The sequence below is a fragment of the Amorphus sp. 3PC139-8 genome (assembly GCF_040750475.1).
In the GTDB taxonomy this organism is placed as follows: domain Bacteria; phylum Pseudomonadota; class Alphaproteobacteria; order Rhizobiales; family Amorphaceae; genus Amorphus.
Map to the genome: position 1 here is coordinate 1 of NZ_JABJVY010000021.1, position 23,395 is coordinate 23,395.

Genomic DNA, 23,395 nt, shown 5'->3' on the forward strand with positions numbered 1-23,395 from the left:
CACATGGCGTCACGTCGGGCATCTCGTCCAGACCATCCCATCCGACGAATGCGCCAACTACTTCCAAAACGCAGGATACGCTTCCGTCACAAAATGACACGCTCTAGAGGCGAAAGGGGGCACCGGTTCGCCATTGGCAAACGCGTCGAAACGATAACTTGGACCTGGTCGGCAATTGGGTGAAAAACTGAACTGGTCTCGGTCGCGATTGGCGCAAGTCGTGCGCTTTGGGCTCTTCTTCATGGATCGTCGCGAAACCGAGAGCGCGGTTCAGCGTTGTCCCGTGACCGCGAGCCGCTTATGGTCGCGCCCGACGGCGATGACGGCGCCCATTGTCGGGCGTGGCGCCCGCCGCTACCACCCCGCTTTGCACGGAGGATGACGATGGCGTTCGAACTTCCCGATCTGCCTTATGCGTACGATGCGCTCCAGCCCTACATGTCCAAAGAGACGCTGGAGTATCACCACGACAAGCACCACAACGCCTACGTGACCACCGGCAACAAGCTGATCGAGGGCACCGGCCTCGAAGGCAAGTCGCTGGAGGAGATCGTCAAGGAGAGCTACGGCTCCAACCCGGGCCTGTTCAACCAGGTCGGCCAGCACTTCAACCATCTTCACTTCTGGAAGTGGATGAAGCCGAACGGTGGTGGTACCTCGCTGCCGGGCAAGCTGCAGGAGCGCGTCGACGCCGATCTCGGCGGCTACGACAAGTTCCGCGAAGCCTTCATCAATGCCGGCACCACCCAGTTCGGCTCCGGCTGGGCGTGGCTTGCGCTGCGTGACGGCAAGTTCGAGGTGATGAAGACCCCGAACGGTGAGAATCCGCTCGTCCATGGCGCCACGCCGCTGCTCGGCTGCGACGTCTGGGAGCACTCCTACTACATCGACTACCGCAACGCGCGGCCGAAATATCTCGAGGCTTGGTTCGACAGCCTGGTGAACTGGGACTACGTCCTGGAACTCTACGAAGCCGCCGCGTAAGGCGGGATATATCGGGCCGGATTGATCCGGTGCAGCGCTTCAACCGCCGCCCCCTCGGGCGGCGGTTTTCGTTTGGCTCGATACAAATCCGAACCTGCCGCCTTTATGAGAGCGGCAAGCCGACGTCTGCCGCGCTCGAAGACGTTATTTCCTCGGGCCGCAGCTGTTGTAGATGATCAGGCCGGTGACGAACGAGCTGGCTTTCACGCGCCACGCCTCGCATTCCGCCTGGGTCGGGAAGCAACCCACGAACGAAATCGCCTCCGAGCGTCCGTCGACCTCGCGGTTGCCCGACACGCGTCCCTGGATCGGATAGTCGGGATGCTGCCGGCAGGACGGCGCGGCCTTGCGAACCTGACCGATCAGATATTCCGTAGATTGAGCCGTGGCCGTGGCCACCGGCGCGACCAGAAGGCCTGCACCCAGCGCGCAGACCGCCATTTTCTCCAACCAAGAGGCCATCGCATCTCTCCGATTCCGCCGACAATCTTGATGTAGCGTGTGCACCGGCGAAACGGAGAGGGGAAGCGCGTTGGAGCGCGGCCGATCACGCAGAGTTGTCGACAGGCTCAGCGACGCCGGCACTCGTCATAGATCAGCCGGCCCTGCATCGATCCGCTCATCTTCAGGCGCCACAGCGTGCAGGCTTCGAGCGAGGGAAAGCAGCCGACCAGGGAGACGGCGCGTTCGCTGTCGTAGTAGGTGCCTTCGCTCTGTCCGGAGACACGGCCGATCCAGGGACCGGGATGGTCGCGGCAACTCGGCGTCAGCGCATGCATCTGGGGGATCGTCAGCGGGGGCGGTCCGAACAGATTCGCCAGGAATCCTCCGAGTGCCGCCGACGGCGTTGCGCTTGTGGCGACGGCAGAGAGTGCCAACAGGCCGGCTGCGGCAAGACGCGGGAACGATCGGATCATCAATACACACCTCGGAACCACTGGCGACCTATTGAGTCTAAAGCCATTTCTTGCCGGTCAGATTATCCCGACCGAGGGGAAAGGCCCTAGCGGCAGGGGTCGTTGCGCCAAAATAGCGCCGATCAGCGTTCGGTGCACTTGGCGTAGATCAATCGCCCGGTCACAAAGCCCATTGCCGGCCCGAGCCATGCTTCGCATTCTTTTTTGTTGGGAAAGCAGCCGAGAAACGACACCGGGAGCGCCCGGTCCGATCCGATATCGATCGCATTGCCACTGACACGGCCTTGCCAGGGATAGTCAGGATGCTCGTGACAGAGAGGCACGTTGTTCTGAATCCGCATGGCCATTTCCAGCGTGGACGCCTGGACCGCGATCGGCGCAAGGCAGACTAAGGCCGCAAGCGCGATCCCGATGAAACCTTTCATGAAACTCCCTCCCGAAAGACAATCGTGCCTCAAAAGCTTTTGTTTTCGGTTGAGGCGTCGGCGTCAAGCGGGAGTCGCGAGGTGAGCAGCTACAATGGAGCGCGGCGGGGACTTTCCGTCCGCTCCGCGATCTCCAGAACCATCTTGCGGCGGACCGCGTCGGCGAAGCGGGTGGTGTCGTCGGCGACCATCACGAAGGCGCCGGGGCCGCCGGTGACGTCGCGCTCATAGTGTACGCGCAGTTGCGCCGAGGGCATCGCGAGGGACAGCCCGCCGGGGCGATCGATCAGCAGCGCATTGATCACGATCCCGCGGTTGACCGCGTCGTCGCGGGCGGCCGTCACCGACCGTCCGCCGATGTTGGGCCCGTCGCCGGAGACGTCGATCACCCGGCGCAGGCTTTCGATCGCGTTGGTCTCGATCTTGTTGACGGAATAGTCGATCGCGGCGGAAATCGAGTTGTAGCCGTACGCGGCTCGCGGCGCGCGAACGAGGGCGTCTGCGAACTGGTTTGCCGAGGCGGTGTCTTCCACGATCGTCCAGTCCACGATGGTGTGCTGGGAGGTCGGGCCCCCCCATTCCACATAGGCGATGGCAACGCGGCCATGGATGCCGCCGGCAATCGCCGCCTGCACTTCCGGGCTCAGGATCGCCTCGGCATAGCCTTGGCGCTGGAGGCGCAGTTCGTCGTCGTCGATCGAGCCGGAGCCGTCGGCCGCGAGCACCAGCTCCACATCGACAACCTCTTGGGCGGAGACTGGCGACGCGATGACCGCCGCCAACAAACAGATCGCAAAATGCCGCGTCAAAATATGTCCCCCTGGCACCGCTTTCCCGAACTGGACGTCTTGAATAGCTGGCGCGTCCCTGGCGGCCGGCAAGAGGCGAGGGGGGCGGCGATGGTTCTTTTCGGGAATTGAGGCTTGATGCGGGGTGGCGGTCGGCTCTTCAATCGCCGTCGAAACCGCAATCTCGGAGCCAGCGATGCCGATTCCCTTGTGTGCGACGTGCGGAACGGAATTTGCGCCAGGGGCGCCGCCGGTGATCTGTCCGATCTGCAGCGATGCGCGCCAATATGTGCGCCCGTCCGGCCAGGCTTGGACGGGCCAGGAGGCGCTGAGCGCCACTCATCGCAATGCGTTCAAACAGGAGGAGCCGGGTCTGATCGGGATCGGCATCGAGCCGAAATTCGCGATCGGACAGCGCGCGCTCCTGGTGCGGACGCCGGGCGGCAACGTGCTGTGGGACTGCATACCGCTCGTCGATGCGGCGACCTGCGCGATCGTGGAGGCGCTGGGCGGTTTGACGGCGATCGCGATTTCCCATCCGCATTATTATTCCGGCATGATCTCCTGGAGCGATGCGCTGGGCGGGGTTCCGATCCTGCTCCACGACGCCGACCGCGCCTGGGTGATGCGGGAGGGCGAGACGATCCGCTTCTGGTCGGGGGAGACGCTGGAGGTGGTTCCGGGCGTGACGCTGATCCGGGCCGGCGGCCACTTCGCCGGCGGCACCGTCTGTCACTGGGCCGATGGCGCGGAGGGGCGCGGCGTGCTCCTGTCCGGCGATATCCTGCAGGTGACCCCCGGTAACGATGCGGTCTCCTTCATGCGGAGCTATCCGAACTATGTACCGCTGTCGGCGGCCATGGTGCGCCGGATCACCGATCGGGTGGGGCCATACCGGTTCGACCGGATTCACGGCGCGTTCTGGGGGCTCACCATCCAGGCGGACGCCGAAACAGTCGTTGCCCGCTCCGCGGCGCGCTATATCGAGGCCATCGAGGGGCGCGGCCCGGCGGACGCCGAAGAAGACGCGGTCTCTTAGGCGTAGCCGGCGGACGCGCCTTCGCACTTGCTCGCGATCTCGTCGGCGGCCTGTTGCAAGCGGGGAACGTAGCGTTCCTCGATCTGCTCCATGGAGACCGCATTGCGCGCAACGACGATGTTGAGGCAGCATCTCAGGACGCCGTGAACGAAGACCGGGACGCCGGCCCCCGCTTCGGAGGAGAAGAACTCCCCGGATTGGGTGCCGTAGCCGCGCCGACGGGTGGTTTCGATGATGGTGGCGAGCCGCTCCGGATCCTTCATCAAGCTGTCGGATTCTTCCGGGTGCGGGCGCTCGAAGCGAAGCAGACGTTTGCGGGTTTCATCGTCGCAAAACGCGAGCCAGGCCCGGCCTGTCGCCGAAATGGTGAAGGGGATTTCCGAGCCCCGCCCTCGGTGGCGAACGACGGCGAAGCTCGCATCCCGGGCGTTCGTATCGGCGATGACGAGACGATCGTCCCGACAGACCACGATATCGGACGGCCAGCCGAGATCGGCGCGCAAACGAGAAACGACGGGCTGCGCCAGAGTGACGATCTCGTCGTCGGCGTTGTAGCCGCTCGACAGCGCCAGCGACCTCAGCCCCACGCCAAACTCGCGTTTTTGAGCGTCGTAGCTTGCAAACCCGGCCGCGTGCAGCGTTTCCAGCATGCGCAAGGTGGTCGGCTTGGGAATGCCCGTGCGCTTGTGGATGGCGGTCAGGCCCGCCGGGCCAATTGCGTTGAGTGCCTCCAGAACCTGGAGCACACGGAGCGACGCGGATACGGGCTTGTAGACCAAGTCAGGATGATCCTCAGAAGTTGCCGGAGGCTGGAATCGAACATTTGCATGTGAGCGTGCTGCACGCGGGAAGTAAATGTCGGAGTGCGCGTTCTGCTCGATGCCCTATCCTATCGCCTCAATTGGAGAAAGCGCCCGTCCGTTTCGTCGCGTGCGCGGCGAAAGCGCAACGAAAATGCGGTGTGGGCCGATCATCGGGAAGGGGATCACATCAAACCCGGCAGCCACAAGGACAGGCCGGGGAGGGCCACCAACAGGGCGATGACCACCACCTCGCAGACAAGGAACCAGAGCAGTCCGGCAAAGATCTGGTTGAGGCTGACGGCGCTTCCAACGACGTTTTTGACCACGAAGGCGTTCATTCCGACCGGTGGTGTCAGGAGACCGACTTCGATCATTTTCACGACCAGGACGCCGATCCAGATCAGATTGATCTCCAGGGCGTCGAACATCGGCAAAAAGACCGGCAAGGTCAGAAGCATGATGCCGATCGGGTCGAGAAACATCCCGAGGATCAGATAGACGACGATCATCACGAGAATGACTTCGACCGTTCCGAGTTGCCAGCTTTCCACCAGGTCCGACATCAGTCGCGGCACGCCGGCCATTGCCAGGAAGCGGGTCAAAAGGATGGCGCCGATCGCGATGAAGAAAATGGAGGCGGTCGTCTCGATGGCTTCCAAGACGCTCTGCATGAAGTTCGAGCGGGTCAGGCGGCCGGCGAATAAGGCGATCAGCAGGGCGCAGGCGGAGCCCACCGCGCCGGCTTCGGTCGCGGTGGCGATGCCGCTGAAAATGCTTCCGATAATGCAGACGATGAGCAGTGGCAGAGGCCAGATGTCGCGAAGGGCAGCGAACTTCTCGCGCGTGCCCCCGACGATTTCGGCCTTCGGCGCAAGCGCCGGATTGCGGGAGCAGCGGATGATGATCATCGCCGTGTAGGCGAACGCGGTGAGCACGCCGGGAACGATACCGGCCATCAGCAGCGTGCCGATCGGTTGCTGGGTGTACCAGCCGTAAAGCACGAACGCGATCGACGGGGGAATGAAGGCGCCCAGCGTGCCGGAGGCGGCGATGGTGCCGGTTGCGAGGCCTTTGTTGTAGCCGAACGACAACATCTCCGGGATGGCGAGCCGGCCCATGGCGGCGGCAGTGGCAAGGCTTGATCCGGAGGCCGCGGCGAAGCCGGCGGAGGCGAAGTTTGAGGCGACCGCCAATCCTCCGGGCAGCGGATTGAACCACAATCGGGCGGCGGCGTAGAGCGAGCGCGTCAGGCCGGTGTGATAGACGAGGGCACCCATCAGCAGGAACATCGGGACAGCCGACAGCGACCAGGAGGCGGCGAAGTCGAACGGCAGAGCGCCCAGCATGCCAAAGGCGGGGCGGGTGCCGCGCAGGGCGATGATGCCTCCGATCGACACCACGGCGAGCGCGATGCCGATGGGCACGCGCGCGGCCAGGATGACAAGCAGGGCGAGCATGCAGATCAGAGCGACCGTCGGTCCGTCCATCTATCGATCCGTTCGTCGGGGAAGCTGGTGGTGTCGAACGGCACGACGCGGCGCTCAGGAGGCCGCGGGGCGGTCCGGTTCGGCAGACGAGTCCGTGTTTGCGTTGGGGAGCAGGCGCCGCCCGGTGATTCCGAAGGTGAGGTCATCGACCGACAGCAGCATCAGCCACAGCAGCATGAACACGCATCCGGCCGGGACCAGCCAGCGGGCCGGCCAGACTTCGATGTAGCCGAAGGCGGTCTCCCAGGTTTCGCCGATGCGGGTCTGGTGCGCGGCCTCCGCCGTCGTGAACCACAGAAGCAGCGCCAGATACGCGATGCCGAGAAGGTCGCCGAAGGCGTCGAACAGCGCGCGTTTGGTTGGCGAGAGGCGCTGTGTGAACAGTTCCACGCCGACGTGCCCGCGCTTGCGGGTTACCAGGCCGAGCGGCAGGAAGATCAGCGCGACCATGTAGAAGTGAGAGACGGCTTCGAGCGTCAGCGGTATCGGAAAGCCGAACAGATATTTGCAGATTACGTCGAGCGAGACCTGGACCATCATCGCGACCGCGGCCAGCACGGAGATCGCGACGATGACGTGGTTGATCCTGGTCAGCCAGCGATAGGCGGATATCATTGCCGTTTCCAAAAAGGCGGGGCGGGAAGAGGCCCGGCTGCGTGCCGGGCACCCGGAGACCAAAGCCTCTAGAAGGTCGCCTTGGAGAAGATCTCCCGGTTGAGGGCCTCGGTGAAGGCCTGCTTGTCGTCTCCGGTTTCGGCGACGATCTGGCGCCATTTTTCGACCAGGGACATGAAGGCATCTACCCGCTCCTGTGCGCCTTCGATGCCAGCTTTTTCAGCAGTTTCGATGGTGTTTTGGAGTTCGCCTTTGCGGAATTCGACGAGCGCTTCCACCATCTCGCTATCGGGCTCGACGAACTCGACCCCTTTCGCCTTCGCCGCGTCGACGGCCGACTGGCCTTCGGCGCGGTAGGCAAAGAGCGTATCGGCAACGAGGCCGGCAAGATTGTCGCGGATCGCCGTCTGCTCATCCTCCGTCAGGTCGTCGTAGACGGACTTGTTCATGTAGAGCAGGCCGGCATTGAAGTAGCTGCCCATCGGTAGATCGATCACCGTGGTTACAACGTCGCTCAGACCGTAGGAGTCGAGCCAGGCCGAGGATGCGACGGAGCACGCGGCCTGACCGCGTTGCAGCGACTCGTAGACCTCCGAGCTCGGAATGGTGACCGTCGTCGCCCCGAAGGAGTCGATCAGCACGCCCATGCGTCCGCTCGCCCGTGTCTTCTTATTCTGAAGATCGGCATAGGTCCGGCTGCCGTCGCTGCACATGAGCAAGTAGGGATCGGGCGCATAGTAGGCCATCGCGATCAGGTCGCGGTCGGTGCGCTCGTCGATACAGGCCTGGCAGTCCAGCAACTGCATTTCGTTGGCGGCCGCGGCGTAGACGAGGAAGTCGTCCGGAATGGCGATCATGTCCGCGAACATCGACGTGATCGGCACTTCCTGGCGCGTGTAGATGTCGAGGACGAGGCCGGAGTCGACGACGCCGTCTTCGATCGTCTGCACGGCCTCTTTGACGCCCCCCATCGCGCCGCCGGGCAGAATTTCCCAGCTCAGAGCCCCATTCGTCTGCTGTTCGATGCGCTCGAAAAACGGCGCGAGCCCCTTCTCGTGCACGACATGCGGCGCAGGAAGAGTGCTGCCGTAGGTGAGGTTGGTGTCCGCCGCCGCCGGTGCGGTGTGCGCGAGCGCCGCTGCGGCGAATCCGACGGCCGCTCCGACCGCGAGCAATGGTGACTTGGCCATGCTGTTCTCCGGTTTCATTCTCTGGTTTGGTTCATTCTAAGAACCATTGGTTCTCATAATAGGCTGATCAAAGGTTGGGCGGCTGTCAACTGCCTAGTGGAAGCAAGTGCCCTGCTGGGCCGGGTGAGGGCTTGACACCGCCTTGGGGGTCAACTTCCATATTTAGAACCAAAGGCTCATCTAATGAGCCAACATGAAAGGTGTCGGTCCATGACTTCTGGGATTTCGTCCTCCCCTAGCGGCTCGGTGGAATTTGCCTTGGAAAAGCAGCCTGCGCGGGGAAGCAGAGGCATGGCTGTAACGAATCATCCGCTCGCGTCTTCGGCGGCAATGGAGATGCTGGCAGACGGTGGCAATGCCGCCGACGCGACCGTCGCGGCACTGTTCACCCTCACGGTGGTTGAGCCGATGATGGTGGGAATCTTTGGCGGCGGTTGTGCCGTCATCCGCGCCGCCGATGGTGCGGAAGCGGTGATCGACGGGCTGTGTACGGCGCCGGCGCGGGCTGCGCCGGATGCGTTTACGCCGGTGTCCGACGAATGGCCGGACTATATGGAAACGGTCGGGCGGGAGAACCGGGTCGGGCCTCGATCGATCGCCGTCCCCGGCAATCTGAGAGCGTGGTGCGAGACCCTCGACCGGTTCGGCCGACTATCGTTGGAGCGGGTGATCCAACCGGCAATCCGGCATGCCGAGAGAGGGTTTCCGATCACGCCCTATCTCGCCAACTGCATTGCCGAGCACGCCGACGATCTGCGGCTGGATCGTGAGATCGCGGCACTCTTCCTGCCGGGCGGCAAGCCGTTGGCCGCCGGAGAGCTCCTCGTCCAATCGGACTATGCCCGCACGCTACGACAGATCGCGGAGGAAGGGCCGGAGACCCTCTATTCGGGAGCGCTCGGCCGGAAAACCGCCGAAGGGCTCCGCGAGGTCGGGTCCTTCCTGGCATTCGAGGATCTGGCCGGCTATCGCACCAAGCACCGCGATCCCGTGCGCGGCAGCTATCGTGGTTACGATCTTGTGGGCCCCCCGCCGCCGTGCTCCGGGGGCGTCCACGTGGTTCAGATGCTGAATCTCCTGGAGGCGTTCGACGTGCGCAGCTCCGGGTTCGGAACTACGCAGACCCTCCATCTGATGATCGAGGCCATCAAGATCGCCGCCTCCGATCGACGCGCGGCAACGGCGGATCCGGACTTCGTCGACGTGCCCGTCGATCGGCTGCTTTCCAAGCAATATGGCGACCGGCGCCGTCCGGAGATCGATCCGGCCCGGGCGAATGCGTTCGAGCCGCAGGTGCTTGTCAACGAATCGGCCAACACCACCCATGTCACCGTCGCCGACGGCGAGGGCAACATCGTCACCTCCACCCAGACGATCAACAGCCTGTTCGGCGCCCGGATGGTCATTCCCGGCACCGGCATTATCCCCAACAACTACATGTATCTTTTCGATCCCCATCCCGGGAACGCGCTGTCGCTGGAGCCCGGCAAGCGGATCACGAGTGGGATCTCCGCCTTCATCGCCTCCAGGAACGGTCGGCCCGTCTTCGCCCTCGGCTTGCCGGGCGCGCACCGCATTCCCTCCTGCGTCTTTCAGGCGATCGTGAACTTGATCGACCACGGCATGACCCTGCAGCAGGCCGTGGAGGCGCCGCGGGTCTTTACGCAAGGCCAGGTGGTCGAAATCGAGCAGGGGATTGCGGCCGATGTGCGCGCCGAGCTGGCGGCGCTGGGGCATGATGTGGTCGACGTCGCCCATGTCGCGGGAGGCATGTGCGCCATCGCGTTCGAGGAGAACATGATGGAAGGGGCCGCATGCTGGCGCGCGGATGGCACGCCGATGGGAATGTCGGGCGGCTACGCGCGCGAAGGGGTCAGCTTCTGGCCGGACCCGACGCGTCGCCGTGCCCCTGTGGCCGAATGAAGCAAAGCGGGCTCCGGTTTTCGGAGCTAGCCTTCGCCCGTTCAGCTGTTCGCTCTCTCGCCGAGACGCCAGTTCCCGACGGTCAGCCAGTGTCTCCACTTGGCCCAGACATGCTTTCTCTTGAAGCGATTCGAAGGGTTTGGGCCGCTGAAGCCCAAGCCCTTTTTTGAGTCGGAGCCGTTTGTGGGTTCGTGACCTAGAGCTGGCTCACGCCTGTTCCTCGGTTGGCGAGCAGGGCGACGAGCGTGCAGATCGCACCGGAGAGGAGATAGGCGCCGGCTGCGATCAGGCCGAATTCGCTGGCGAGGAAGAGTCCCACGAACGGTGCGAATCCGGCTCCGAACATCCAGGCGAGGTCCGAGGTCAGCGCCGATCCGGTGTAGCGGTAGAAGGTTGAGAAGCTGGAGGCGACGGCGCCGGAGCTTTGCCCGAACGACAGCCCGAGCAGGATAAAGCCAAGCACCATGAACACGGTTTCGCCGATGATGCCGCCGTCCAGGAGCTGCGGGGCAAAACCGCTGAAAACGGCGATCATAAGGGCGCAGGCGGCGAGCAAATTTCTCCGGCCGACTCGATCGGCGATCATGCCCGACGCGAAGATCGCGAGGATGCCGAAGACAGCGGCGACGCATTCGATCGTGAGAAAGCGCACCGGCGCTTCCCGCGTGTAGAGGAAGATCCACGACAGCGGGAACACGGTCACCATGTGAAACAGCGCGAAGCTGGCCAGCGGAGCGAACGCGCCAATGAGAATCGTCCGGCCCTGCTTGCGAATCGTCGCGAACACCGGGGTGGGCTGCAGGTCGCGGCTTTCGAACAGGGTGCGGAACTCCGACGTTTCCACAATCCGCAGGCGGGCGAACAGGGCGACGACGTTCAGCGCGAACGCGACGAAGAACGGATAGCGCCAGCCCCAGCTAAAGAAGTCGTCGGTGGAAAGATTGCCGACGAAGAAGGCGAAGAGGGCGCTTGCGACAATCAGCCCCAAAGGCGCGCCAAGCTGGGGAACCATCGCATACCAGCCACGACGGTTCTCAGGCGCGTTAAGGGAGAGAAGAGAGGCGAGCCCATCCCAGGTGCCGCCCAGCGCAATGCCCTGGCCGATGCGCAGAATGGCAAGCGCCCAGATCGAAATGCTGCCGACAGCGCCGTAGCTGGGAAGAAACGCGATGCAGACCGTCGACGTGCCCAACAGAATGAGCGCCACCGTCAGCTTCGGCCCGCGGCCATAGGCGCGGTCGATCGCCATGAAAATCAGCGTGCCGAATGGCCGGGCGACGAAGGCGAGGGCGAAGATCGCGAACGCGTAGAGCGTCCCGGTGAGCGGGTCCACAAAGGGAAACACGAGCTGTGGAAACACCAGCACCGACGCGATGGCGAAGACGAAAAAGTCGAAGAATTCCGAGGTCCGGCCGATGATGACGCCGATCGCAATTTCGCCCGGCTTGACCCGGGCGTGCCGCTCGCTCCGCGGAGCATGAGCTTCGACTGTCTCCAACGTGTGCACCATCGTCTCGCTATCCGTTTGCACTCTGAGAGCCATTCAGCTTTTCGCTGACTTGCAGAACGGCTCTAAACCTTTGTTTTTTACGCGTTTCCGGAAGGCGAAACGATGTCCGCTTCGCCTAGAGCATCAGAGGCAACCAACCTGGTTCGCCTCATGGTCTCGATCCTTTTCCGTCGCCCGCTGGTCGCAGCCTCACGCGCTGATCCTCGACGGGCTATCGGCGAATATCCCTAGCCCCACACTTTATTGCAGCGCAATAGGCGAACTTGGCGCAGGTAGGCCTCGCAAGCCCCTGCGACATATTAACCGGAGGAGTTAAAGAAAGGTCGGACAAATTGTCTGGTGGTTTTTATGTTGCGGTGCAGCTAAGGAGAGGTCGTTTCGGTGCCCCATCGATCGGCTAATCATGACTCTGTTCCGCGCTTGCCTTCTTCTACCTGTCGTCGTCCTTCTCGGCGGCTGCAATTTTGTCGTTCTCGACCCGTCCGGCGACATCGCCTTGCAGCAACGAGATCTCATCGTCATCGCAACGGTGCTGATGCTTCTCGTCATCCTGCCGGTGATGGTCCTGACCGTCTATTTTGCGTGGCGCTATCGCCACTCCAATAAGGCGGCGGATTACGATCCGGAGTGGGATCACTCCATGCAGCTCGAGCTCGTCATTTGGGCCGCGCCGCTTCTGATCATCATCTGCCTTGGGGCGGTGACGTGGATGGGCACCCATCTTTTGGATCCGTACCGGCCGCTCGATCGGATCTCGGCGGAGGCGCAACCCACCGAGGTGCAGCAGCCGCTTGAGGTGGAAGTGGTGGCGCTCGACTGGAAATGGCTGTTCATCTATCCGCAGTACGACATCGCGACGGTGAACGAACTCGCCGCGCCCGTGGACAGGCCGATCCGGTTCAAGATCACCTCGTCCTCGGTGATGAATTCCTTCTTCGTCCCCGCGCTTGCCGGCCAGATCTACGCGATGCCCGGAATGGAGACGAAGCTCAACGCCGTGATCAACGAACAGGGCACCTACGAAGGGTTCTCGGCCAACTATAGCGGTGCCGGCTTCTCGCAGATGCGCTTTGCCTTCCATGGCTTCGACGACGCCGACTTCGACCAATGGGTGGAGAAGGTGAAGGCGTCCGACGGCACGCTTCAGGCGGACAGCTACCTGGAGCTGGAGCGGCCGAGCGAGAGCGTGCCGGTGACCTACTACGGCAGCGTGGATCCCGCTCTCTACAACGCGATCCTCAACCTGTGCGTCGATCCCGGCAAGATGTGCATGGGCGAAATGATGTCGATCGACGACAGCGGCGGCCTCGGCCTTGCCGGCATCCACAACGTCCGTCCGCTGGAATACGACAAGTCCACCCGCCGCGGCGCCGTGTTCGGTCCCGAGCCAGCCTACGTCGCCAGCATCTGCACGATTGACAATCCGCTGGATTCAAAGCCGGGAGACGAACCGGCTTGGGCCCCGCGGGATCTGACCCCGCTTCAAGGCTCCGGGCTGGCCCGGCCGTCGTTGCGAGGCGCGGGGTTGCGGCCGCCCGGCGAACGGGCACCGACTTCGACCTCCGCCGACCTCGCCAGCCCGTCCAATTCCTAAGGTTTCCGATTTCCGATGCATCACCAACCGATTGAGACCTCCTTCCTGTTTGGTCGGTTCACGCTGGCATCGCTGCCGCTGCACGAGCCGATTCTCGTCGTCACGTTCATCATGGTCGCGCTCGGCGGGATCGCGGTCGTTGGCGCGCTCAGCTATTTCCGCCTGTGGGGCTATCTCTGGCGCGAGTGGTTCACCAGCGTCGACCACAAGAAAATCGGCATCATGTATATGGTGCTCGGCATTATCATGCTGCTGCGCGGCTTCGCCGATGCCATCATGATGCGTCTGCAGCAGGCGATGGCCTTCAACGGCAGCGAGGGCTATCTGCCGGCCCATCACTACGATCAGGTCTTCACCGCCCATGGCGTGATCATGATCTTCTTCGTCGCGATGCCGCTCGTGACCGGGATCATGAACTTCGTCGTGCCGCTGCAGATCGGCGCGCGCGACGTGTCGTTCCCGTTCCTCAACAATTTCAGCTTCTGGATGACCGTGGGCGGCGCCGTCATCGTGATGATGTCGCTGTTCGTCGGAGAATTCGCGAAGACCGGCTGGCTCGCCTATCCGCCGCTGTCGGGCATTTCCTACAGTCCGGATGTCGGCGTCGACTATTACATATGGGGGCTACAGGTCGCCGGCGTCGGCACGCTGTTATCGGGCGTCAACCTCATATGTACGATCGTGAAGATGCGGGCGCCCGGCATGACGCTGATGAAGATGCCCGTCTTCACCTGGACGGCGCTGTGCACCAACGTCCTGATTGTGGCTGCCTTCCCGGTGCTGACCGCGGTGCTCGCCCTCTTGTCTCTCGACCGCTACGTCGGAATGAACTTCTTCACGAACGACTTCGGCGGCAACGCGATGATGTACGTGAACCTCATCTGGATCTGGGGGCATCCGGAGGTCTACATCCTCATCCTGCCGCTGTTCGGTGTGTTCTCGGAAGTCACGTCGACCTTCTGCGGCAAGCGTCTGTTCGGCTACACCTCGATGGTCTACGCCACCGTCGTGATCACGGTGCTGTCCTATCTCGTTTGGCTGCACCACTTCTTCACGATGGGCTCGGGCGCCAGCGTCAATTCGTTCTTCGGCATCACGACCATGATCATCTCGATCCCGACCGGGGCGAAGATGTTCAACTGGCTGTTCACGATGTATCGCGGGCGCATCCGCTTCGAGCTGCCGATGATGTGGACGGTCGCCTTCATGCTCACCTTCGTGATCGGCGGTATGACCGGCGTGCTGCTCGCGGTTCCGCCAGCCGACTTCGTTCTCCACAACAGCCTGTTCCTGGTGGCTCACTTCCACAACGTCATCATCGGTGGCGTGCTGTTCGGGCTGTTCGCCGCGATCAGCTACTGGTTCCCGAAGGCCTTTGGCTTCACGCTGGATAAGTTCTGGGGCCACCTGTCGTTCTGGTTCTGGGTGGTCGGCTTCTACCTGGCCTTCATGCCGCTCTACGTGCTCGGGCTGATGGGCGTGACGCGCCGGATGCGAGTGTTCGACGATCCCTCGCTCCAGATTTGGTTCATCATCGCCGGCATCGGTGCCGCCCTGATCGCGCTCGGCATTGCCGCCTTCCTGATCCAGATCGGCGTCAGCATCCTGAAGCGGAAGCAGAACCTGGACACCACCGGCGACCCCTGGGACGGCCGCACGCTGGAGTGGGCGACGTCCTCACCGCCGCCGGACTACAACTTCGCCTTCACGCCGGTCGTTCGCGACAATGACGCGTGGTGGGACATGAAGACCCACGGCTACCGTCGTCCTCTCAGCGGCTTCAAGCCGATCCACATGCCCAAGAACACCGGCACCGGCGTGATCCTTGCGGGTTGCAGCGTGGTGCTGGCCGTCGGCTTGATCTGGTATGTGTGGTGGCTCGCCGCTGTGAGCTTCGTCGGCCTGATCGCCGTGGCGATCAACCACACCTTCAACTACAACCGCGACTTCGACATCCCGGCGGACGTGGTCGCCAAGACCGAAGAAGAGCGCACGCGCCTTCTCGCCGCACAGGCCTGACGCATCATGACGACATCGCACGCTAACGCGGCGGAGGAGACCTCCGCCCCGATCTTCCACGTCCAGGACGAGCACCATCACGCCTCCGGCGGCAGCACGATGCTCGGCTTCTGGATCTACCTGATGAGCGACTGCCTGATCTTCGCAGTCCTCTTCGCCACCTATGGCGTGGTCGGCGGCAACTACGCCGCCGGGCCGGCGCCCAAAGACCTGTTCGAGTTGCCGCTGATCGCGCTCAACACGACGATGCTGCTGTTGTCGTCGATCACCTACGGGTTTGCGATCCTGGAGATGCAGAAGGGGCAGGCCCGCGCCACGCAGATCTGGCTCGCCATCACCGGCGTCTTCGGCCTCGCGTTCATCGGGATCGAACTCTACGAGTTCGCGCACCTGATCCACATCGGGGCAGGGCCGCAGCGCAGCGCTTTCCTGTCGGCCTTCTTCACCCTCGTCGGCACCCACGGTCTGCACGTGACCTTCGGCATCATCTGGCTCGTGACGCTGATGGTGCAGGTCTCCAAGCATGGCCTGATCGCCGACAACCGCCGCCGGCTGATGTGCCTCAGCATGTTCTGGCACTTCCTGGACGTGGTCTGGATCGGCGTGTTCACCTTTGTCTATCTGATGGGAATGTTGCGATGACGGCAGACGCTCACGCTGGCGCCGGCGAAGGGCACGACCACGGACGCGACGCCAGCCCGAGCCACGCGACCCTGCGCGGCTACATGACCGGCTTCGTCCTGTCCGTGGTGCTGACGGCGATCCCGTTCTGGCTGGTGATGACCGACGCGCTTGGCGACAACACGCTGACCGCGATGATCATCATGGGCATGGCGATGGTCCAGATCGTCGTGCACATGATCTACTTCCTGCACATGGACGCAAAGTCCGAAGGTGGCTGGACCATGATGGCGCTGGTGTTCACGCTGATCCTGGTCGTGATTGCGCTCACCGGTTCGCTTTGGGTGATGTACCACCTCAACACCAACATGATGCCGATCCACGATATGAGCCAGTTGCCGTGACCGGTCCGGGTGCGGGCGGGGTGGCTGACAGGCGCCAGGTGCCTGCCGGATCCCGCCGCGCCCGGGGGCGGGTGGCGTCGGTGCTGCTCGGCAGCCTGATCGGTCTCGCCATTGTCGGTTTTTCCGCTCTCGGCGTCTGGCAGCTCCAGCGCCGGGACTGGAAGCTCGATTTGATCGCACGGGTCGACAGCCGTATCCACCAGCCGGCCGCGGCGGCGCCGGGGCCGGCGGACTGGCCGTCGATCTCCGCGGACGATGACGAATATCGCCGTGTCCGCGTCACCGGGCATTTCCTCAACGATCGTGAAACCCTGGTCCAGGCCGTGACCGATCTCGGTGGCGGCTTCTGGGTCGTGACACCGCTCGTGACCGACGACGGGTTTACGGTGCTGGTCAATCGCGGCTTCGTGCCGCCGGAGCGCCGCGACCCGACGACCCGGACGGCCGGCATGGCTTCCGACACGATGACGGTCGAGGGGCTGATGCGGATGACGGAGCCGAACGGCGGCTTCCTGCGCGCAAACGCTCCGGCGGAGGACCGATGGTACTCCAGGGATGTCGCGGCGATCGCCGAGGCAAAAGGGCTTGGGGACGTCGCGCCCTATTTCATCGATGCCGACACGACCAATCCAGGCAGCTACCCGGTTGGGGGGCTGACCCGAGTCACCTTCCGCAACACCCATCTGGTCTATGCGATGACCTGGTTCGCGCTCGCGGCCATGGCGCTGGCTGCCGGGGTGTGGTTCGTGCGGGAGGAAATGCGGCGGGTTCCGCGCGGCCGGGCCTGAGGCGCGGCCGTCTCGCTCATTGGCAACGCAGTTCGATTGTTTGAGCGACCTCAAGGTGCGCAGGGCGGAAATGGGTTTTGCTGTCGGCTATCAGCAGGACCTTGGACGTCGGCGAGAAATGGGGACCGCTTTTCCGCGCAGACCGGCGCGCCAGGGGTAGAATCAGAGCTTTTCCGTCGGATCTGGTCTCCTGGCGACCAAGAAATCGCTCGCGACTCACCTGCTTGAGCCATTCCATTCGTTCAGATTGCGTCGGTCTGAGCGGGACGTACTCGAAGGAGGTGCGGCAGATGACGGCCGGTACGCAAGCCGATTCCATTCGCGAAGCCGTTGGTGTTTTCGACAACGCCCAGGCGCTTCAGGAGGCGGTCGACGAGCTGTTGAGTTCCGGCTTCGACCGCTCCGCGCTGAGCCTGCTTGCAGCGGAGACAGCGGTCGAGGAGAAGCTCGGCCACAAATTTCAGAAGATCGCCGAGCTTGAAGACGACCCGATCGTTCCGAGGTGTAGCTACATCTCGACGGAATCGATCGGCGACGCCGAAGGCGGGCTCATCAGCGGGCTCATGTATATCGGCGCGACGGCGACGGCCGGGGCCGTGGTTGCCAGTGGCGGTACGCTCGCGCTGGTCATCTCTGCCGCGGCGCTCGCCGGCGGCGTGGGCGGTCTGTTCGGGGCGCTGCTCGCCGGGCGGCTGGGCAAACAGCATGCCGAGCACCTGCAGGAGCAACTCGATCACGGCGGGCTGCTTCTCTGGGTGCGGACCTGGTCTTCGGAGGACGAGGCGCGCGCGGGGGAGATTCTCGCTCGGCATTCCGGCCGTGACGTGCACGTTCACACCTTGCCGGGGCCGGCAAGCCTCAGTGGCGGAAACCATGTCCAGGAGACGCTCGACGAAGCGCTCGACGAGACATTCCCGGCAAGCGACGCCTTGGCGATGCTCGAGCCTTCGACCAATTCGGACAAAACCAAGTCGTAGCGCCGATCGGTCAGCTTACCGAATAAATGACAGGAGACGGGCCCGATGGCGACGTGGCGGGTGAGGGCAACGTGGCGCGAGGACGAGACCGAAGCGACCGAGGAATGGCAGGTGGAAGCGGCCAGCGCCGAAGAGGCGGTGGCGAGCGTCAGCGGTCATGTCCGCTTTCCGCCGCATCACGTGGAGGCGCGACAGGAGGCGGCCGGGCAAGCCGAGCATGACGCGTCCGGCGTCGCACGGCATGTGCCGATGCCTTAGAGCTTTTTCCGCTCAGATGGAAACATCCGAGCGCCCAGGAATGGCTCCAGATTCAATAGGTTGAGCATATCCCGCTCCGCTGTTCTCGAAATCACGGAGCAGGCCGAAGTTATCGTTTCGATGCGTTTTCGGACGGCGAATCGGTTTCCACGTAGCTTGGAAACGCTCGAGCTCCGGACATGATGCACGGATCCCGCAATTTCAGGAGAGCGAGAGATGAGCAAGGATTTCGCGCAAATTGCCGCGGACGTGGAGTCCGGTTTGACGCTTCTGAACGGCGCCGTGCCCGATGCGATGGCGGGCTTTCTGGCGCTGGGGCAGGCCTCCCATGGAGAGGGGGCTTTGACGGCGAAAATCAAGGAGCTGATCGCGCTCGGTATCGCCATTGCCGTCCATTGCGACGGCTGCATCAGCTACCACGCCAAAGCCGTGCATGAGGCCGGCGCCACCCGCGAAGAGGTGGCGGAGATGATTGCCGTGGCCGTCCACATGGGCGGCGGGCCGTCGGTCGTCTATGGTGGCGAGGCGTTGAAGGCGTTCGATACGTTCGCAAAAAGCGGATCGAAAGCGCTTTAAATTCAAAATCTTGATCGATATTCCCCGCTCAGGTCGCGTTCGGCCTGCGCGGGTGGCCTTTCAAATCGCAATGATCGGCGAGCCGCATGGTCGTTCGTTCGCCGGCCGACCCCCGATCATTTCTTCGCGCTGCCGATCAAGAGGATGGGCACTCTCCGTTCAGAGGCCAATGTGACGAAGGTCTCTGACGTTTCGTGGGGGAAGCGGCCGCGCTCCAGGACGATGAGGCGTTCGGTGCCGGTGCCGAGGACATCCGGTGGGGCGTCGGGGGCGTCCGGCTGCGGAAGCACCAAGACGGACTTCGTTGCGAGGGCGTGGGCGACGGCGCCGGTCAGTTCCGCGGCACGCGTATGGCGACCGCCGACGATCCCCATGACCGGCCCGGAGCGCTCCGCGACGTTGCTCGGGACGAACAGCACGGACAGATCGGTTCGCGCCACCGCGTTGACGATGGCGCTGAACGGATAGCTTCTTCGAGCCATCGGATTGGCGGGTTCGAGGACGACCAGAAGATCGCTTGGTTCGATGCCGGGCAGGTCCAGAGATGCTGCCGCAGCGCGCTCTATGCTGAAGCCGACGCGGATGCCAAGCCGCGATTCGATGGCGAAAAGCCGACCCCTGGCCACGGCGGCGGCCTCTGAAAACTCGTCGGCAAGATGCCGTCTCGGTGCGGTCTCCGCCTGGCGGACCGACACGTGCCGGATCGTCGCCGAATCCGACCACTCGAACAGCTCGGCATCCTCCACGAAAATGCCCACCAGCTCGCTGTCGACGCTGTGTGCGAACCGCACGGCGATTTCCAGCGACGTTGGCGCCTCGGAGGGATCGCGCAGCCCGATCACCGTTCGCCGAAAGATCGATAAAGCGTTCGCCATCTCAATCCCTCCGCGCGTGATCTTCGTCGCCGATGGAGCGGCGCGCCTCGGCGAACCGCCGCAGTCGATCCTCCACGCGCCGATTGACCGAGCCCTCCGGAAATAGTCCGTCGGAGCCGCGTTCACCCGCGGAAAGCCCGGTCAGGAGCGCGATGCCTTCGTCGATCGTGGTGATCGGATAGACGGCGAACCGACCTTCGGCGCAAGTGTCGACGACATCTTCGCGCAGCATCAGATGCTGGGCGTTCGCAACCGGAATGAGCACGCCTTGGTTGCCGGTCAGCCCGCGCTCGGTGCAGACGTCGAAAAAGCCTTCGATCTTCTCGTTCACGCCGCCGATCGCCTGCACCATCCCGTGCTGGTTCACCGACCCGGTAATCGCGAGATCTTGGCGAAGCGGGACGTCGGCAAGAGCCGAAAGCAGGGTATAAAGCTCCGCCGACGAGGCGCTGTCGCCGTCGATACCCCCATAGGACTGCTCGAACACGAGGCTGGCGAGCAGCGAAATCGGCGCATCCAAGGCGTAGCGACCGCTGATGAATCCGGACAGGATCAGGACGCCTTTGGAGTGGAGCGGGCCGCCGAGCTCGACCTGGCGCTCGATGTCGACGACGCGGCCGGGGCCGGGGCTGACCCGGGCGGTGATGCGCGAGGGACGCCCGAACATGAAGCCGCCGAGATCGAGCACGCTCAGCCCGTTGGCTTGCCCGACCACGGCTCCCGAGGTGTCGATGAGCGCGATGTCGCGCAGGATCGATTCCTGGGTTCGCTCGCGGATCCGGCTGGCACGCTTGATCTGTGCCGCGACGGCGCCACGGATGTCGTCCTCGCCGACTATCGTGCGGCCCGCCTTCTTCGCAAGATAGTCCGCCTCGACCAGGAGATCGGCAATCTCCTCGATCACCAGGGAGAGCTTCTTCTGGTCGCCGGCGATCCGGGCGGCACGCTCGATCACGCGCGCAACCGCTGCGCGGTCGAAGGCAGCGAGTCGGTTCCGCTTGGCGAGCGTCGCGACCAGATCGGCGAAGGTGGATTGGGTCTCGTCGGTCCAGGTGAGGACGTCGTCGAAGTCGGCCAGCACCTTGAAATGCTCACGGAAATCGGGATCGAGCGCGGAGAGCAGATAGTAGAGCGTCCGCTCGCCGAACAGCACGATCTTCACGTCGAGCGGGATCGGGTCGGGCTCCAGCGTGACCGTGCTGGTCAAGCTCAAAAGGTCGACCGCGCTCTCGATGCGGATCTCGCCGGCTTTCAGAATACGCTTGAGAGCCGCCCATGCGAACGGCTCGGTCAGAACGGCGCGGGCATCGAGCACCAGATAGCCGCCGTTTGCTCGGTGCAGCGCGCCCGCCTTGATCAGCCGGAAGTCGGTGACGAGCGTGCCTTGCCGCGCCATGTGTTCCACCCGCCCGACCAGGTTCGCCAGCGTCGGGTGAAGCTCTTCCACCACCGGCGGACCGGTGCGGTCGGGCTGGGTCACCAGCAGGTTCACCTCGTAGCGATCGAACGGCGCGACCACGATCGCGTCGCCGTCCTGCTCCTGCTCGCTGTGCTGTGAGGGCACGAACAGGCCGACATTGTCGACGAGGTCGGCTCTGACCTGACCGAGATGGTCGAGGATCTTCGGCAGATCCGAGAACTGCTGCTCCAACTCGTCGATCAGGTGGCCGACCGCGTTTTTCGTGGTTTCCTGGTTCAGCGTTCGCACTTCCGTGCGACGCTGCTTGTCCCAATCCGGGACCGCGCGCAGCACGGTCTCAAGCTTCTTTTCCAGACGCTCGATATCGGCCTGTATGCGCGTTCGAACGACTTCGGGAAGGGCATTGAAGGCCTCCGGGCGCACCACCTTGCCCTCTTTCATCGGCGCCAGCGTGAACCCGAATGGCGTGCGGATGACCGCGATGTCGGCTTTCGTCGCCTCATCTTGGAGCTCCTTGAAGGCGTCCTCCTGTCGTTCGCGGAATGTCTGCTCGATGGCGGTGCGGCGGGCCTGGTAGTCGTCGCTTTCGAACGCGGCCGGTATCGCGGCCTTGAGGTCGGCAACGAACGCGCGCATGGCGTCGCGAAAGGCCGGCCCGCGACCCGGCGGAAGCGCCATGGCGCGGGGACGATGCGGCGTCTCGAAATTGTAGAGATAGACCCAGTCGTCCGGCGCCGGGCCGGGTCGCGCCAGGGTCTGAAGTTCGGCTTTGACGGCTTCGTCCATGCTGTCGCGCGATGCGCCGACGACAAAGAGATTGAAGCCGGTGGCTGCCACCTCCGCCCCAAAGGCGATCGCTTCGCGCGCCCGGTCCTGCGCGACCATCAGGTCCACGTCGGGCAGATCGTCGGTGGACTGAAAACTCAGCCCGTCGAGGGTGCACCGGCGCAAAAGCCGATCGGCGGAGATGGGGGCGGGTGCGGAGGAGGTCATGGGCGGCAACTGCTGACAGATTGCGGGCGGAAAGCCTCGGTTTCAGTCCGCATCTAACAGGGCGATGGCGATGACGGCGTTGAGCGACGTCAACATCCGGCTCACGCCGTGCGGTGCCGATGATCGGCGCGCCCCGTGCTGCTTTTATTGAGCGAAATCATATTCGGCCCGGCCCGATCTCAAGCAAGATTGCAGCGGCAGGTCACAAAGCTGTCCGAGGACATTTTCAGATGACGGTCTTTGCCGACGTGAAGTCCGCTCTCAAGCGCCTGTTCGAACGGCTCGACAGCGTGCCGCAGTCGGCTTTTTTTGCCGTGCAGCTCTTCTCTGGGCGCCCGCGAGAGGCTCTCTCAGCAGATCCAATTCTCGGCTGCGGTCCCCGGGGCGAGGCCGCGGTCAATGTATGGGCCGATCCGATGGCGTCCGGTCGTCGATTGGCGACAACAACAACAGACAGACGGGTTCGAGTAGGTAGGGAGGTGTGCAAATGAAGGTGGCGGATGTGATGTCGATTGGAGTGGTCAGCATCTCTCCCGACGACACGATCCAGGTCGCGGCGCGGCGGATGCTTGCGAACGAAGTCGGTGCCCTTTCCGTTGTCGACGAAGACGGTCTGCTGCAGGGTATCGTCACCGAGCGGGATCTCCTGACGCGCAGGGAGCCCGATGCCGATCAGCCGCGGCCGCGATGGCTGGAGCTGCTTTTGCGCACCGAACCGCTCTCCGATGCGTTCACGCAGGCGCGGCAACGCCAAGTCGCGGACGTAATGAGCCGGGATGTCGCCACCGTTCAGCCCGAGACGCATCTGAGCGAGGCGGTCGGCTATATGGACCGCAGAGGGTACGGACAGTTGCCTGTCGTGCGCGACGGGGAGGTGATTGGAATCGTCAATAGAGCCAATCTGTTGTCGGCGCTGTCGGCCGAACCGGATCGGCCGCCTTACCGAGAAGGCGATGTGGCGACGCGTCAGCGGGTGCTCGACGCGATCCGTCAAGGCGAGCTGCACCTGAACGCCCGCATCGAAATGGCCATCGTCGACGGCGTCGTCACGCTCAACGGTCATGCCGCGTCGGATGTCCCGCTTGATCGCCTGATCGCGATCATCGAGTCGGTGCCGGATGTCTCGGAGGTCCGGAGCCATGTGCAAGTGCCGGAACCCGAGCTGGCTTGCAGCTAGGACGTTGGGCGA

At 63.6% G+C, this 23,395-nt stretch carries 24 protein-coding genes; 13 read left to right on the top strand and 11 right to left on the bottom strand.

What is annotated here, in order from left to right:
• The first annotated feature begins 384 nt into the window (after window positions 1–384).
• Window positions 385–984, top strand: a complete 600-nt coding sequence (locus tag HNS03_RS17955; RefSeq protein ID WP_367197298.1) for a superoxide dismutase — start codon at window positions 385–387, stop codon at window positions 982–984.
• 144 nt (window positions 985–1,128) lie between these two features.
• On the opposite strand, the gene HNS03_RS17960 is transcribed toward HNS03_RS17955, so the two are convergent.
• From HNS03_RS17960 to HNS03_RS17975, 4 genes are all read right to left on the bottom strand, one after another.
• On the bottom strand, window positions 1,129–1,446 hold the full coding sequence (locus HNS03_RS17960; protein ID WP_367197299.1) for a hypothetical protein: 318 nt from the start codon (window positions 1,444–1,446) through the stop codon (window positions 1,129–1,131).
• A 107-nt stretch (window positions 1,447–1,553) separates the two neighbouring features.
• The gene (locus HNS03_RS17965) at window positions 1,554–1,901 is read right to left on the bottom strand and encodes a hypothetical protein (RefSeq protein WP_367197301.1); all 348 of its coding nucleotides are present in this window, start codon (window positions 1,899–1,901) and stop codon (window positions 1,554–1,556) included.
• A gap of 122 nt (window positions 1,902–2,023) precedes the next feature.
• Window positions 2,024–2,326 carry a hypothetical protein gene (locus tag HNS03_RS17970; protein WP_367197303.1) on the bottom strand — a complete coding sequence of 101 codons (303 nt, stop codon included), beginning with the start codon at window positions 2,324–2,326 and terminating at the stop codon, window positions 2,024–2,026.
• An 89-nt stretch (window positions 2,327–2,415) separates the two neighbouring features.
• Window positions 2,416–3,108, bottom strand: coding sequence for a DUF1194 domain-containing protein (locus tag HNS03_RS17975; RefSeq protein ID WP_367197304.1), 693 nt, complete (start codon window positions 3,106–3,108; stop codon window positions 2,416–2,418).
• Between the two features lie 202 nt (window positions 3,109–3,310).
• Between HNS03_RS17975 and HNS03_RS17980 the strand changes: the two genes are divergently transcribed.
• Window positions 3,311–4,153 (top strand): MBL fold metallo-hydrolase, encoded by an 843-nt coding sequence (locus HNS03_RS17980; protein WP_367197305.1) that lies wholly within the window; start codon window positions 3,311–3,313, stop codon window positions 4,151–4,153.
• Here HNS03_RS17980 and HNS03_RS17985 read toward each other — a convergent pair.
• From HNS03_RS17985 to HNS03_RS18000, 4 genes are all read right to left on the bottom strand, one after another.
• Window positions 4,150–4,932 carry an IclR family transcriptional regulator C-terminal domain-containing protein gene (locus HNS03_RS17985; RefSeq protein WP_367197307.1) on the bottom strand — a complete coding sequence of 261 codons (783 nt, stop codon included), beginning with the start codon at window positions 4,930–4,932 and terminating at the stop codon, window positions 4,150–4,152. The two genes, HNS03_RS17980 and HNS03_RS17985, sit on opposite strands and share 4 nt — an antisense overlap.
• Window positions 4,933–5,138: 206 nt before the next feature.
• The gene (locus HNS03_RS17990; protein WP_367197308.1) at window positions 5,139–6,443 is read right to left on the bottom strand and encodes a TRAP transporter large permease; all 1,305 of its coding nucleotides are present in this window, start codon (window positions 6,441–6,443) and stop codon (window positions 5,139–5,141) included.
• A 54-nt stretch (window positions 6,444–6,497) separates the two neighbouring features.
• A complete protein-coding gene (locus tag HNS03_RS17995; protein ID WP_367197310.1) occupies window positions 6,498–7,058 on the bottom strand; it encodes a TRAP transporter small permease subunit in 561 nt (186 codons plus the stop codon).
• A 68-nt stretch (window positions 7,059–7,126) separates the two neighbouring features.
• Window positions 7,127–8,248, bottom strand: a complete 1,122-nt coding sequence (locus tag HNS03_RS18000) for a C4-dicarboxylate TRAP transporter substrate-binding protein (RefSeq protein WP_367197312.1) — start codon at window positions 8,246–8,248, stop codon at window positions 7,127–7,129.
• A gap of 291 nt (window positions 8,249–8,539) precedes the next feature.
• On the opposite strand from HNS03_RS18000, the gene ggt reads away from it, so the two are divergent.
• A complete protein-coding gene (gene ggt / locus HNS03_RS18005; RefSeq protein ID WP_367197313.1) occupies window positions 8,540–10,171 on the top strand; it encodes a gamma-glutamyltransferase in 1,632 nt (543 codons plus the stop codon).
• 196 nt (window positions 10,172–10,367) lie between these two features.
• Here ggt and HNS03_RS18010 read toward each other — a convergent pair whose 3' ends face one another.
• Window positions 10,368–11,681 carry an MFS transporter gene (locus HNS03_RS18010; protein WP_367197315.1) on the bottom strand — a complete coding sequence of 438 codons (1,314 nt, stop codon included), beginning with the start codon at window positions 11,679–11,681 and terminating at the stop codon, window positions 10,368–10,370.
• A 403-nt stretch (window positions 11,682–12,084) separates the two neighbouring features.
• On the opposite strand from HNS03_RS18010, the gene cyoA reads away from it, so the two are divergent.
• From cyoA to HNS03_RS18050, 8 genes are all read left to right on the top strand, one after another.
• A complete protein-coding gene (gene cyoA, locus HNS03_RS18015) occupies window positions 12,085–13,275 on the top strand; it encodes a ubiquinol oxidase subunit II (protein ID WP_367197316.1) in 1,191 nt (396 codons plus the stop codon).
• Window positions 13,276–13,290: 15 nt separating this feature from the next.
• Entirely contained in the window at window positions 13,291–15,294 is a 2,004-nt protein-coding gene (gene cyoB, locus HNS03_RS18020; protein ID WP_367197318.1) for a cytochrome o ubiquinol oxidase subunit I, read from the top strand.
• Between the two features lie 6 nt (window positions 15,295–15,300).
• Window positions 15,301–15,936, top strand: a complete 636-nt coding sequence (cyoC, locus tag HNS03_RS18025; RefSeq protein ID WP_367197320.1) for a cytochrome o ubiquinol oxidase subunit III — start codon at window positions 15,301–15,303, stop codon at window positions 15,934–15,936.
• On the top strand, window positions 15,933–16,319 hold the full coding sequence (cyoD, locus tag HNS03_RS18030; RefSeq protein WP_367197321.1) for a cytochrome o ubiquinol oxidase subunit IV: 387 nt from the start codon (window positions 15,933–15,935) through the stop codon (window positions 16,317–16,319). Before cyoC ends, cyoD begins: the two co-directional genes overlap by 4 nt.
• Before the next feature lie 71 nt (window positions 16,320–16,390).
• Window positions 16,391–17,107, top strand: coding sequence for an SURF1 family protein (locus HNS03_RS18035; protein WP_367197459.1), 717 nt, complete (start codon window positions 16,391–16,393; stop codon window positions 17,105–17,107).
• 290 nt (window positions 17,108–17,397) lie between these two features.
• Window positions 17,398–18,084, top strand: coding sequence for a hypothetical protein (locus HNS03_RS18040; protein WP_367197323.1), 687 nt, complete (start codon window positions 17,398–17,400; stop codon window positions 18,082–18,084).
• 45 nt (window positions 18,085–18,129) lie between these two features.
• The gene (locus tag HNS03_RS18045; protein ID WP_367197324.1) at window positions 18,130–18,342 is read left to right on the top strand and encodes a hypothetical protein; all 213 of its coding nucleotides are present in this window, start codon (window positions 18,130–18,132) and stop codon (window positions 18,340–18,342) included.
• Window positions 18,343–18,558: 216 nt separating this feature from the next.
• Window positions 18,559–18,918 carry a carboxymuconolactone decarboxylase family protein gene (locus HNS03_RS18050; RefSeq protein WP_367197326.1) on the top strand — a complete coding sequence of 120 codons (360 nt, stop codon included), beginning with the start codon at window positions 18,559–18,561 and terminating at the stop codon, window positions 18,916–18,918.
• A 116-nt stretch (window positions 18,919–19,034) separates the two neighbouring features.
• On the opposite strand, the gene HNS03_RS18055 is transcribed toward HNS03_RS18050, so the two are convergent.
• Together HNS03_RS18055 and HNS03_RS18060 are read right to left on the bottom strand one after the other, a co-directional pair.
• Window positions 19,035–19,793, bottom strand: coding sequence for a hypothetical protein (locus tag HNS03_RS18055; protein WP_367197328.1), 759 nt, complete (start codon window positions 19,791–19,793; stop codon window positions 19,035–19,037).
• A gap of 1 nt (window position 19,794) precedes the next feature.
• The gene (locus HNS03_RS18060; protein ID WP_367197330.1) at window positions 19,795–22,206 is read right to left on the bottom strand and encodes a Lon protease family protein; all 2,412 of its coding nucleotides are present in this window, start codon (window positions 22,204–22,206) and stop codon (window positions 19,795–19,797) included.
• A gap of 119 nt (window positions 22,207–22,325) precedes the next feature.
• On the opposite strand from HNS03_RS18060, the gene HNS03_RS18065 reads away from it, so the two are divergent.
• Complete coding sequence (locus HNS03_RS18065) at window positions 22,326–22,697, top strand: hypothetical protein (RefSeq protein WP_367197332.1); 372 nt, start codon at window positions 22,326–22,328, stop codon at window positions 22,695–22,697.
• Complete coding sequence (locus tag HNS03_RS18070; RefSeq protein ID WP_367197334.1) at window positions 22,694–23,383, top strand: CBS domain-containing protein; 690 nt, start codon at window positions 22,694–22,696, stop codon at window positions 23,381–23,383. The genes HNS03_RS18065 and HNS03_RS18070 overlap by 4 nt, the downstream gene beginning before the upstream one ends.
• Window positions 23,384–23,395 lie beyond the last annotated feature (12 nt).